The organism is Corynebacterium amycolatum SK46, assembly GCF_000173655.1.
GTDB lineage: Bacteria > Actinomycetota > Actinomycetes > Mycobacteriales > Mycobacteriaceae > Corynebacterium > Corynebacterium amycolatum_A.
Genome location: NZ_ABZU01000005.1, coordinates 52,557 through 65,382, shown reverse-complemented (window position 1 = coordinate 65,382; position 12,826 = coordinate 52,557). Strand labels below are relative to the sequence as shown.

8 protein-coding genes and 2 pseudogenes are annotated in these 12,826 nt (G+C 55.9%); 7 read left to right on the top strand and 3 right to left on the bottom strand.

Going from position 1 to position 12,826, the window contains the following annotated elements:
* Positions 1-75: 75 nt before the first annotated feature.
* Positions 76-492, top strand: a pseudogene (locus CORAM0001_RS11675) (globin domain-containing protein); the annotation flags it as partial.
* Here the strand turns inward: CORAM0001_RS11675 and CORAM0001_RS11670 are convergent.
* Positions 418-582, bottom strand: a pseudogene (locus CORAM0001_RS11670) (hypothetical protein); the annotation flags it as partial. The pseudogenes CORAM0001_RS11675 and CORAM0001_RS11670 sit on opposite strands and share 75 nt — an antisense overlap.
* Here CORAM0001_RS11670 and CORAM0001_RS11665 point away from each other — a divergent pair.
* Positions 514-1,272 carry an FAD-binding oxidoreductase gene (locus CORAM0001_RS11665; RefSeq protein WP_425265860.1) on the top strand — a complete coding sequence of 253 codons (759 nt, stop codon included), beginning with the start codon at positions 514-516 and terminating at the stop codon, positions 1,270-1,272. The pseudogene CORAM0001_RS11670 and the gene CORAM0001_RS11665 sit on opposite strands and share 69 nt — an antisense overlap.
* A gap of 115 nt (positions 1,273-1,387) precedes the next feature.
* On the opposite strand, the gene CORAM0001_RS04820 is transcribed toward CORAM0001_RS11665, so the two are convergent.
* Together CORAM0001_RS04820 and betA are read right to left on the bottom strand one after the other, a co-directional pair.
* On the bottom strand, positions 1,388-2,494 hold the full coding sequence (locus CORAM0001_RS04820; protein ID WP_005510517.1) for an NAD(P)H-dependent flavin oxidoreductase: 1,107 nt from the start codon (positions 2,492-2,494) through the stop codon (positions 1,388-1,390).
* A gap of 110 nt (positions 2,495-2,604) precedes the next feature.
* The gene (betA, locus tag CORAM0001_RS04815; protein ID WP_005510539.1) at positions 2,605-4,344 is read right to left on the bottom strand and encodes a choline dehydrogenase; all 1,740 of its coding nucleotides are present in this window, start codon (positions 4,342-4,344) and stop codon (positions 2,605-2,607) included.
* Positions 4,345-4,682: 338 nt separating this feature from the next.
* Here betA and betT point away from each other — a divergent pair, with 338 nt between their 5' ends.
* The 5 genes from betT to CORAM0001_RS04790 all read left to right on the top strand — a co-directional run bounded on the left by betT (position 4,683) and on the right by CORAM0001_RS04790 (position 12,812).
* The gene (betT, locus tag CORAM0001_RS04810) at positions 4,683-6,863 is read left to right on the top strand and encodes a choline BCCT transporter BetT (protein WP_005510448.1); all 2,181 of its coding nucleotides are present in this window, start codon (positions 4,683-4,685) and stop codon (positions 6,861-6,863) included.
* Complete coding sequence (locus CORAM0001_RS04805; protein ID WP_005510437.1) at positions 6,864-8,432, top strand: aldehyde dehydrogenase family protein; 1,569 nt, start codon at positions 6,864-6,866, stop codon at positions 8,430-8,432.
* Between the two features lie 925 nt (positions 8,433-9,357).
* The gene (locus CORAM0001_RS11330; protein WP_005510474.1) at positions 9,358-9,522 is read left to right on the top strand and encodes a hypothetical protein; all 165 of its coding nucleotides are present in this window, start codon (positions 9,358-9,360) and stop codon (positions 9,520-9,522) included.
* 1,105 nt (positions 9,523-10,627) lie between these two features.
* Positions 10,628-11,623 carry a hypothetical protein gene (locus tag CORAM0001_RS04795; protein WP_005510564.1) on the top strand — a complete coding sequence of 332 codons (996 nt, stop codon included), beginning with the start codon at positions 10,628-10,630 and terminating at the stop codon, positions 11,621-11,623.
* Positions 11,624-11,945: 322 nt separating this feature from the next.
* Positions 11,946-12,812 (top strand): hypothetical protein, encoded by an 867-nt coding sequence (locus CORAM0001_RS04790; RefSeq protein ID WP_157752532.1) that lies wholly within the window; start codon positions 11,946-11,948, stop codon positions 12,810-12,812.
* The last annotated feature ends 14 nt before the right edge of the window (positions 12,813-12,826 follow it).

Here is a 12,826-nt window from a genome sequence, read left to right as displayed (position 1 = left end):
CGCATAGAGTAGTTGGGGACACCATTGGGCAATAATACGCAAACAGAATGCGCAATATAGTGTTATTGTGAAGTCATGCCAAACCTGAATGTCAACAAGAACGGCCTGACCCCAGAGCAGGCTGAAGTCATCACCCAAACCCTGCCCGTCGTCGGTGCCAACATCGAGAAAATCACGCCGAATTTCTATAACCGGATGTTCGCTGCTCACCCCGAGCTCATTGCCGATACCTTCAACCGCGGCAACCAGAAGCAGGGTGCTCAGCAGAAGGCGCTGGCGGCATCCGTCGCTACCTTCGCAGCTACCCTGGTCGACCCAGATGCTCCCGCCCCGGAAGAACTGCTTTCCCGCATCGGCCACAAGCACATCTCCGTTGGCATCAAGCCGGAGCAGTACCCAATCGTACACAAGCACCTCTTCGATGCCATCGAGGAAATCCTCACCCCAGAGGTCTTTCAGGGAGCTGTCCGCGACGCGTGGGATGCTGTCTACCTGGAGATGCAGCGTGTTCTCATCAACTTCGAGAAGGGGCTCTATGACGACCTCGGTGTCGAAGCAGGTGATGTCTTCCGCGCCGCTCATGTCGTTTCTCGTGAAGAGCGCGGTGATGATGTCGCAGTGTTCTCCGTCAAGCTTGACTACGAATCCCCCGTTTCCTACCTCCCGGGACAGTACATCTCTGTGCGTCAGACCATGCCGGACGGCGCCCGCCAGCTACGTCAATACTCTCTGGTCGGCGGCAAGGAAGGTGTTCTGACCTTCGCGGTTCGTCGTGTCGATGCCTCCGAGGACCTGCCGGCTGGCGAAGTTTCCACACAGCTGTGGGAAAAGGTGCAGCCGGGCGATGCCATCGAAATTTCTCTGCCTGCAGGCGACCTGGTGCTGGATATGAAATCCGACGACCCGGTGGTACTTATTTCCGCAGGTATTGGCGCCACACCCATGATTGGCATGCTGGATGCCCTGGTGGCAGCCGACTCCAAGCGTGATGTCGTCGTCCTCCACGCGGACCGCGCAGAAGCCGCAGATGCCCTGCGCGCAGAGCGTGACAATGCTGTCGCCGCGCTAGCCAATGCCCGCCAGCAGGTGTGGTACGAGCCGGATTTGATGGATTTGACCGATGTTGACCTGCCAGAAGGGGCGCAGTACTACCTCTGCGGAGGAAACGGCTTCCTACAGGCAGTACGCAAGCAACTTGCGGATCGCGGGGTCGATCGCAGCAACGTCCACTTCGAGCTGTTCAGCCCGAACGACTGGCTGCTAGACGCTTAACACTCCAACTGCACCGTCGTCATAAAAGACGTCGTCACAGATAAAGCCCAATGACCAGCCACGATGTATGCCCGTGGCTGGTCATTGTGTTGTTTGTAGCTTCGGTGGCTTCGTATTACTCGGCTGAGCCGGAAAGCTCCGCAACGACATCGCCCGCATATTGATCCTCGCACTGAGAAAAAGCAATACCGGCCCATAAGTTGAGATATTCAGGATCGCCGGTCTTATTCGCTGCGCCGCGAATCGGCGTGGTCAAGTAGTGCAGTTGTGGGTAAAGCTCCGGAGCGACCGCAGAAAGCTCCCGGGTAAACGTGTTCTCAATTGCACGCGCGGGCTTACCGGAAAAGGCGTGAGTCAAAACGGTACCGCGCTCCGTGAGCTCACGCAATGCCCGTCGGTGGGTCTCCTTCGTACCCGCCTCCGCGGTGGTGAGGAACCGCGTGCCAACTTGCACAGCCGTCGCGCCAGCTCCCACAAGCTTGACGACGTCCTCTCGGTTACCCACCCCACCAGCGGCGATGATGGGAACATCGGTAACTGCACTCGCCTCGGTGACTGCTTGGGCGAGCTCTTCTACAGAGGCCCCAATGCTATCGGACGAATCCTTGCCCTTCACGAATGCGCGGTGCCCACCCGCAGCTAATCCCTGCAGAACAATGCGATCAGCGCCAGCTGCAGCCGCCGCCCGCACGCCTTCAATTGAGGTCGCATTCAAAATCACTTTGCGGCCAGATTCCTTTACCCGAGCAATGACCTCTTTATCTGGATAGCCAAAGGTGAAGGAGACGAACTCCAGCGCATTCGGATTGGGCAGAAAATTATCGGCCAGAATTGCCTCGACTTTTGCCGGGAAATAGTCATCTGACCAGGTTGGAGTGTCGGGCAAATCGGCCTCGAAGTGGGCAGCAACCGGCGCCAGACGATTACGAAAAGCGGTCCACTGAGCGAGCTCACCCTCGGAGGTTCCGCCACGGGCGCCAGCCGTGTTGGGGCAGAAGAGGTTGATGCCGAAACCTTTGCCGTCGTCAAGCAGCGCGCACGTCTGCCGTGCCTGTTCGGTGAGCTTTTCGACAGTGAGATATCCAGCGGCAAGGGTACCAACCCCGCCAGCATTAGAAACTGCTGCGACCAGTTCTGGCGTGGATGGTCCTCCAGCCATCGGTGCCAAGATGATTGATGAGCGTCGTAGGTTTTCGGGTGATTGCGAGGTTGTGCTGCTCATAGGGCGAGAGTAACACTAAGGCCGGATTCCCCCGTGTGGGAGAATCCGGCCGGTGCCGACGAACGGCGTTGCGCAATAGACGCTCCGCTGCCGCCTCAAGAATTCAAGAACTACTTATTGTTCTCCGGCGGATCTAGCGGCATGCCCTGGCCGGCGCGGTAGAACGGAATGTCCTGCGGTGCCAGCGGGGTCTTGCCGGCGATGAGGTCAGCGGCCTTTTCGGCAATCATCATGGTCGGTGCGTAGATATTGCCGTTGGTGATGCCCGGCATGACCGAAGCGTCAACCACGTAGAGGCCCTCGGTGCCGTGGACCTGCATGGTTTCCGGATCGACCACGGCCATCTCGTCGGAGGCCGGACCCATCTTGCAGGTGCAGGATGGGTGCAGTGCGGTCTCGGCATCCCTGCGGACCCACTCGAGGATTTCCTCGTCGGTCTGCACGTCTGCGCCCGGAGAAATCTCGCCGTCGGTGTACTCCTTCATTGCTGGAGTGTCCAGCAGCTTACGGGAGACCTTGACAGCCTCGACCCATTCACGACGGTCCTGATCAGTGGACAGGTAGTTGAACAGAATCGACGGCTTGACCTTGATGTCCGAGGAGGTGATGTGAACATGGCCACGGGCGTCCGAGTACATCGGACCAACGTGGAACTGGAAACCGTGCGGGCTATCGATCTTTGTGCCGTCGTAACGCATGGCCAGCGGCAGGAAGTGGAACATCAGGTTCGGGTAGGGCTCGTTGTCGTTGGAGCGGGCGAAACCGCCGCCCTCGAAGTGCGACGTCGCCACCGGGCCCTTGTGGGTGAGCATCCACCACAGGCCAATGAACGGCCAACGCCACTTCTCCAGGTACGGCTGTGAAGACACCGGCTGGGTGGCGTTGTACTGAATGTAGACCTCCAGGTGGTCCTGCAGGTTCTCGCCGACGCCAGGCAGGTGCTTGACGACGTTCACTCCGGCGGCATTCAAGATTTTCTCATCGCCAATGCCGGAGACCTCGAGCAGCTGGGGAGAGTTGAAAGCGCCACCGCAGAGGATAACCTTGTCTGCTCGCACCTGGCGCGTGTGACCCTTCCAGGTGTACTCCACGCCGACGGCCTTGGTGCCCTCGAAGAGGATGCGGGTGGCTTCCGCGCGGGTGCGGAGCTCCAGATTCGGGCGCTGCAGGGCTGGGTGCAGGTATGCGCGAGCTGCGGAGAGACGACGGCCCTTGTCGATGTTCGCGTCGAAGGGGCCGAAGCCCTCCTGGCGGTAGCCATTGACGTCCGGGGTGTAGTTGTAGCCGGCCTGCTGTACAGACTTAAAGAAAGCCTTGAACAGCGGAGAATCGGCCGGTCCGCGCTTCATACGCAGCGGGCCGTCGTGGCCACGGCGCGGGTCGTCCTTGTCGGAGCCCAGCGCATTTTCCATGCGCTTGAAGTACGGCAGGACATGGTTCCAACCCCAGTTTTCCAGCCCCTTGGTGTCGCCCCACTTGTCGTAGTCCATCGGGTTGCCGCGCTGGTAGATCTGGCCGTTGATGGAGGAGGAACCGCCGACGACCTTGCCGCGGGCGTGGTAGATGCGACGACCGTTCATCTCCGGTTCCGGCTCGGATTCGTACTTCCAGTCGTAGTACTTGTTGCCGATTGGGAAGGAGAACGCCGAAGGCATGTGAATGTAGAGATCCCAGAGGGAGTCCATGCGGCCGGCTTCGAGTACGAGCACCTGCTGAGTGTGGTCTGCGGACAGCCGGTTAGCCAGCACAGAGCCGGCAGAGCCCGCGCCAACGATGACGACGTCGCGGTGTTCGACTGTGGTGTTGCCATTCTTTTTACCGAAGTTGAAGACAGCCGGGAAAGCTCCCATGTTCTGGTGTACCTCCGTAGGTTGTGTACCGATGTGTATCGGAATGGTTTTCAAGGACTGCGATAAGCCTCAAGTGATATTTAAAGGCGTGCCCTATATATCGATATTGAAATAAGTGGCCGGAGGCGTATCTCAAATCCCCTTCACAGATATAGAATGGCATACAATTGACATTCAATTCCAGTTGGAATGATTTTCAACGCCGTGAAAACTAGGTAAAGATGCAGGTAATGGTGTTGATATTGGGGTTAAGGAATTCTTCTGAATCGATTCTAAGACTTGAGGGATTATTCAAACTAGGTATGCTGGATTAGTTCCCGAATCTGAAGGATTTTCCTATGTCTGATACTCCGCCAACTGAGAAGGTAACGGAGGAAAAATCTGGATCGTCGCAAGAAATGCAGCGATCGCAGTCGGTCCCTCCACAACAAGCGCAAGCGAGTGCGACCTCTGAGCCTGAGGTCAACTGGCCTGTATTTATTATTTCAGGCGTTGGTATTCTCGCCATTGCCCTGTGGGCTATTTTTGCCCCGGACAATGCAGCGGACACCCTAGCTGGCATTGTCGCCTGGGTATCGAAGAACTTCGGTTGGTTCTATATCGTGACCGCGACGGTGGCAGTGCTCTTCATGCTCTACATCGCCATCTCGCGAACGGGGCAGATTAAGCTCGGTCCCGATCACGCCAAACCTCAGTTCGGCCTGTTTTCTTGGGCCTCTATGCTCTTTGCCGCAGGTATCGGCATTGACTTGCTCTTCTTCTCGGTAGCAGAGCCGGTGGCACAGTACTATGGCCCGCCGACCGGAGATGCGGAGACCATCGAAGCCGCGCGTCAGGCAGTCGTCTTTACGCTCTTCCACTACGGCGTGACCGGTTGGGCGCTCTACGCACTGATGGGCATGGCATTCGGCTACTTCGCTTACCGCTTGAACATGCCACTGACCATTCGCTCGGCGCTCTACCCAATCATTGGCAAGCGCATCCACGGCCCCGCTGGTGAAGCGGTCGAAATCGCAGCGATGCTCGGTACCGTTTTCGGTGTCGCAACTTCGCTGGGTATCGGCGTCGTCCAGCTGAATTACGGCCTGCGCGTGCTGTTCGGGGTGGAGGAGAGTACGTCCTGGCAGATTGCGCTAATCGTGGTGGCTGTATCAGTGGCCATCGCATCTGCCGTCTCGGGCGTTGACAAGGGAATTCGTCGTCTCTCGGAACTCAACGTTGGCCTGGCCATTTGCCTGATGCTCTACATCCTGGTCACTGGTCGCACGGCGTTCCTGTTTGACGCCCTGGTGATGAACGTCGGCGAGTACGTCTCCAAGTTCCCGTCCATGACTATGGATACCTACGCCTTCTCGGGCGCACAGGAATGGCTGAACGCCTGGACTCTGTTCTTCTGGGCTTGGTGGGTGGCCTGGGCTCCATTCGTCGGTTTGTTCCTGGCCCGTATTTCCCGTGGCCGTAGCCTGCGCCAGTTTGTCGTCGGCACGCTGACCATTCCATTCCTCTTCGTCCTGATGTGGGTGTCGGTGTTCGGTAACTCGGCGCTGGACCTGGTTATCAATGGCGATTCGGAGTTTGGCCAGACGGCACTGGATTACCCGGAGCGTGCCTTCTACCTGCTGCTGGAGCAGTACCCGGCGCCGATGATGGTGGCTGCAGTCGCATCTCTGATTGGCCTGTTGCTCTACATCACCTCGGCGGACTCGGCGGCACTGGTGATGAGTAACTTCACGTCGAAGATCACTGACACACAGCAGGACGGCAAGAAGTGGACCCGGATTTTCTGGGCTGTCGTGGTCGGTGTGCTGACCATCTCGATGCTCTATGTCGGCGGTATTCCGACACTGCAGTCGGCAACAATTGTGATGGGTCTGCCGTTTGCCTTTGTCATCTATCTGGTGATGTATGGCCTGTTCAAGTCGCTGCGACTGGAGCTGTTGCAACAGGATTCGACACGTCGAGCCCTCCACGGGGCGATGTCGGGCCGCGCTGTGGACGGCCAGCAGGGGGATTGGCAGAAGCGCCTTGCCCGCTCCATGTCCTTCCCGGGCAAGAAGCCGGTCACGCGCTATCTCGACCGAGTGGTGCAGCCCGCGCTCGAGCAGGTCGCGGGAGCCATCAAGGAACGTGGCGGTGAGGTGGCGCTGCACCGAGAACCAGTTGAAGAAGTCGGCATCGACCAGATTGACCTGCAGGTCGGCTTCGGCGAGGAGATGAGCTTCCGCTACCAGGTCTATCCGGTTGAACACTTGACGCCGTCCTTTGCCGGCCTGGTACACCTGGACAGTGATGCCGATATTTACTACTACCGTCTCGAGGTCTTCACGCTTACCGGCTCGCTCGGCTACGACATTTATGGCTACACCCAAGAGCAGCTGATTTCCGACGTCCTCGACCTCTACGAACGGCACCTGGAGTTCCTGCACATGCAGTCTGATCTCCCGGGCACCTCAGATCTGTCCGATAATGCCGACCCCGTCCGCGAATGGTCTGATGACTACGCCAAGGAGGATTCCTAAATGACCTTTAAGCCTTCCACTACCGATAAGGCCCTCGCACCCGAGACCGCCAAATCGCACGAAAGCGCGGCCACGCTGTTTATCAACGGCACCTGGTCCGCTGCGGCCGCTGGCACCACTCGCACCATCGAGTGCCCAGCCGACGGTTCTTTCATCGCAGAGGTCGCGGAAGCCGATGCCGCCGACACCGAGCGAGCCATCGCCGCCGCCGACGCTGCTTTCCGACGTACCGGAGAAGGTTCCTGGGCATCCTGGAGCACAGCTGAGCGCAGCAAGTTGGTACTCGATATTGGAGCTGCCATCAAGGAGCGCAAGGACGAATTTGCCTGGGCGGAGGCCATGGATACCGGCAAGCGCCTGCCTGAGGCAGCAGCCGATATGGATGACATCATCGCCTGCTTCGAGTACTTCGGAAAGCTGGCGGGCAATGATGCTGGTCGTCTCGTGGATGCTGATGACCCGACCGTCGTTGCGCGCATTGTGCGTGAACCCGTCGGTGTCTGTGGTCTGATTACGCCGTGGAACTACCCGCTGCTGCAGACCGCATGGAAGGTCGCACCGTGCCTGGCCACGGGCAATACCTTTGTGTTGAAGCCGGCGGAGCTGACTCCGCACACGGCTATCCTGCTCATGCACGTTATCGATGACCTGGGCGTTCCGGCAGGCGTTGCCAACCTCATTACCGGCGCTGGCGCCGAAGCGGGCGCACCGTTGTCCTCGCATCCGAAGGTGGACATGGTCTCCTTCACTGGCGGTCTTGTCACTGGCAAGATTATTGCTGGTGAAGCAGCCAAGTCCGTGAAGAAGGTTGCGCTTGAGCTCGGCGGCAAGAACCCGAACATCATCTTCGCCGACGCTGACTACGAAGCCGCTTTGGACAATGCCCTCAATGCTGCGTTCCTGCACTCCGGTCAGGTCTGCTCGGCGGGTGCTCGTCTGGTGGTGGAGGAGTCCATCGCTGAGAAGTTTGTCGGCGATCTGGTCGAGCGCGCCGGGCACATCCAGCTCGGCGGTCCACTCGATGAGAAGGCCGAGACCGGTGCGCTGATTTCCAAGCAGCACCTGGATAAGGTCGCGGCATACGTCGATCGGGCTCGTGAGCAGGGCGCTCGCGTGCGCGTGGGCGGCGAGATTGCCACCGGCGCCACCGCTGACGGTTCCGCCTCGCTTGCCGACGGCTACTTCTACCTCCCAACCGTGATTGACCAGGTCACTCGCGAGATGGACTGCGTTCACGACGAAGCCTTTGGCCCGGTGGTGACGGTGGAGACCTTCACCACGGTTGATGAGGCCATCGAGATTGGCAACGACACCGAATACGGCCTGGCCGGTGCGGTGTGGACATCCAACCGCGAGGTTTCTGAGCGCGTTTCCCGCGGGCTGCGCCACGGCACCGTCTGGATCAACGACTTTGGCCCCTACCTGCCACAGGCCGAGTGGGGCGGCTTTGGTCAGTCCGGTATTGGCCGCGAGCTGGGTCCGACCGGCCTGGAGGAGTACACCGAAGCCAAGCTGGTCTACGAGAACACAGCACCGGCTGTTACCGGTTGGTTCGAGGATCGTCGCTAGGTCGCATTTTCAACGCAATCGCAGCTGGAAGGTGTCGGCTGGGAGCGCTTCATAATCAATGACCGGATTGCTTTTCACTAGGTCGATTAGTGCATCGAGGCGTTGTGGGGTACAGATATCCACGCCGAAGAGAATGACCTGCTGTGTTCCGATTCTGAGAATTACATTGAACGCCTCTCGAGCCCGAACCATCGGATTCCGGTTATCTCTGGCAGGTTCTTTCAAATTGAAGCTAAAAACCGGAATCCGTTGATCCGGGCTCCTTGACAAGCGCCTGCGGCTTCTGCCGGAGGGCTTGCTCCCGGCGATCTAGGCCAATATCACGGCTGCGTTGGCCAGAGCCAATACGCAGAAGAGGACTCGTGTCACCTTTCAGAACCCGATCACAGTTTGCATGAGCAAGCATTCGGGTTAGGAACATGTCGAATACAAATTGGTGCTGAACATCTCTACCATCACCGATTGGCGTCGCGCTCCATTACGAAGCTTCGCCAGGAGTTGGATCCGCTTGCGGGTAATACTAGCGACTGGCGACGCGGAGCTCATGACACGCTGTCCTCCCGACCAGGCGATTCATAAACTGGGTCAACGCTAGTCTTAGGTTTGTTCCTCATGTGGTGGAACTGATTTCATCGCACTTTGCATCAACGCTGTAATCTGGGCAGTAGTAATTTGCTATTTGACAACCATTTTCCTGGCATCTGCTGAGTCAGCGCTGACAATGCAGCGCTTCCCATAGCATTGCCCCAATCATCATAGATAATCTTCATGCTGTAGAGTTCGGCTTCTGTTGCGCCGTCATGTTTCCATTTTTCGGAAAATGTCGCAGCGATTCTGTCACTATGCCATCACCTGAGTCACTGCCATATTAGTAGGCATAGGAATCAATCACCTTGGCAGTCTCTGAAGGGCGGAGGCGTTGGTTATGAATTCTGTCCGCGCTCACATGGTGGAGGTGATCTTCATCAAGGTTGTCTCTCGCCAGATCGCGGATTGGCCGTGCCACGGTCGTCACCGGAAGACCATGGATAGTTTCCCAATCGACGTCCGGCAGGTTAGTGGTGTGATGGGAAATATCAGCCGCCGATGATTGTTTCCACTTTGAAGAAGTAAAAATATGCGTCGATGGAGTGATAACTCCCAACATGAAGAGGCTCACGGCCGAGAATGAGAGATAACGATTGGTTTGTTTTTCCTGAAAGTGCTCCTCGCTAAGGCCCCCCTGAGTCTGTCGAAAAGCCACGTCGCCCGGAGTTCCGTGAGCGAATCTTCCACGACACGAGAAAGGATGTACACACCTCGGCGGATTCGGCTATGTATTCCTTCGTCAGAAACGTCATTGTCGTGGTGTTGATTCCTTTTTTGGCGCGTGCGCCGACGTGATTAAACCATGTTGCAGGTAAAAGGTATGCGGCCAAAATGGCTTGAGTCTCAGAAACCTTCATGTAGTGGACGTAACGTAGGTGAAGACCTGTCGTTATGAAAGATATATTTGCTTCATTTCTAGCCAGCCAGCACTGTCGCTCCTATGGCGCCTCCATGAGTGCTATGTGACATCTTTCATCTGTGCCGTTTTGCTTCGTGCCGCAAAGTGCACGTATAAACACTTTTGGTCATCCAATATGGGATGAACACGAAGGAATCATTCTCCAAAGTCCCACAGATCGAAGTCGCCTGCGATACCCATTTCATAGCGATGTATTGCCCCGGCAAGGATCATCAGACAACTCGGCACTGATTTCGCTCCCGGGTTCCCCAGTCATTATCGACAGAAGTCTCCTCGAATTATCGGTGAAATCATTCAAGAAATTAGCTGTGCTCCGCCCCGAGAAGTTGAACTGTAAGCATTCCTAGCGCAGGAGTATTGAGGCCGGTATATGCAATGACGAGTGCGCCCCGTCTATGGGAAGAATAAGTGTCTGTCTGGCCAAAGAGCTGGATAGACATATGGTCATATGGCCACTAAGGAAATTATAGCCTATCTGCAGATTAGATGATATGGACAGCATCAAGGAACGGGGTCTGCGCGAGGGCCTCGAAGGTCTGTGTTGAGTACACACTGCCGATGATGGTAATCGTTTCACGATTAAGACAGAATTTCTAGAGTTGGAAAATCGCAAAAAGCACAAATCCGTGACAAGGGTTTCGGTACCGTTTCTATATTGGCCTTGCAGTCGATTTTCAAGGAGTATTCAATGCCATGGTCTGTGGAAGCTGAGTTTCGGTTCACGGAAGAGGAGCGCGATGAAATTCGTTCGCTATTTGAAAAAATCTGGCAATCGCCGTATCGGCAGTACGAAGCACATGTACATGCAGTGAGACAGTGTGTGTCCTCCGAAAATGTTTTCAGAAGATTTGCAGAGTTTTGCAGTATTCTTCAAGGACGCGACAGAGATCGTCAGCCTGTTGTCTGGATTGCCGGGGCACCTATTGACTCTGAAATTCCCGAATTAGGCAACGATGACCCGATTGGGCAGAAGTACGTGCAAAAACGCACGTGGGTGGCTGAATGTATGTTGACAGCACTCGCGGAGCTCTGTGGAACACCTTCAATCGGCTACCGCAATGTTAATGATGGAGATGTTCATCAAGATATTCACCCTAAACGAGGGATGTTTTCGACGCAATCACAGAAGGCTCGCGGGGCAATTGGATTCCATAAGGATTTAGCGAATCACTATGTTCGCCCCGATGCTGTGCACATGATCAGTATGCGGAATGATTCGCGAAATGAGGTTTATACCTCGTTCGTGAGGAATGCTGATTTGATTGAAAGGTGCAGTCCAACTCTTAGGGAGCTGCTGCGCCAGCCACGATTCCACACCCCCTTTGACGATTTAAGCGTTGTCGGTGATAAAGAGCTTGGTGAGGCCTCACTTCACCCGATTTTGGACAGACTCCAAAATCTGCGGTTCTTTGAAGGGCGCACCACTGGTATCGACCCTGAGGCAGAGGCTGCGGTTGCTGAAGTTTCCAACATGCTTCATGACTTGAAACTGCCAATCTTCTTACCTGTCGGCGACATGTTAATTACTTTTAATAATCACTGCATTCATGCGAAGGATGTAGGCGAACTAAAGGCTCCCGATGAGCTCTCGCGTAGGTGGATTATGAAGACAGTAAATGTGGACTCCATTGTCCCTCACCTAGCTCACGTGGTTCCTGGCACCAATCATCTTATCGATGGTTAGGGGCTTCAAGGCGCGGGTACCGCTCTTCTCGAGAGCTATTGGGCACCAGCTCGGGGCCGTACTCATCATCATTGCGTTGTCCACTGATAACGGAGTTTCGCCACTGGTCGGCTCCGTCCTCGAGACCATGGGGCTAACAGGACTACTGGGAACTCCTATCTACCTCTTAGGACTGGCACTCGGGCTTGTCGTCACATTCTATTCTCGGATCTTGACTGTCCGAGGCTTGAATATGATTATGCCTCTTGTTTTACTTTTTTCCTGGGGTACCGTTAGCGCCGAATCAGTCTGGGGTATGGGAGTTTGCAGACTGCTTTTCGGAATGTGTGCAGGCATCATTCTTGGTGGATTTCTTCCGCTGGCGAAATCTACATCTGATCCCAGCACATTCCACCGTATCGTTGCACTGTGGCCATTCGCAGGGGGTATTGCATCTCTCGTAGTTCCGCTATACGCGCACCTACCACTGTTTTCCTCACACGTGCGTATGATGTGGCTTATTGCTCCGGTGATTCTTCTCTTAGGTGTGGGTCTCTTTGCAGTAACTTCACATCAAGGGGAAGGTGGAGTCAGACAGTCAGTGGCCTCCGCTACGTCAGATTCTGAACAGGCGAAAGGGCAGTGGCAGTATTTTGTGCTGACTCCTGCAATGTTCGCTGGTGTCTTCGCGTCACTCGTTGCGGCCAGTTCCGTTTTGGTAGCCTCCGGGGCTGCACTGTCAACGTCTGCCTTACCGCCGAGTTTTCTTGCCGCAGGAATGATTGTGACATCAATCATAGTTTCGGGTCTCCGCATCAACCTTTCTTTGATTCCCCTTATAAGGGGCGTGGCGGTATGCGGACTAGTCATCATTGCATGTGTAGCAGTTGCCATTCCATCTTCATCAGTCCCAGTCATTCTGGCAGCTTTACTCGCCCTCGGCATTGTATTCGGATTCGCTGTAATGATTCCAGGGCTGTATATTGGCACAATTTCGAATCCCGGCTGTGCAAAAAAGGTTTCGTCCAGTTTAATGCTTGGTCAGCAAATTGCTGCGGCAGCAGGGTCAGCGCTTGCAGTTGCAGCGGGCACTAAAGCTGTACTCGGATTCGTCGTCGTCATTGCTCTCATCGCAATAACGCTGCTGGGTAGTAGAAAGCGAAATCATAACCGTCTAGAGCTCTCAGCGGCGACGACGGAATCTATCTAGATACTATAAGGAGA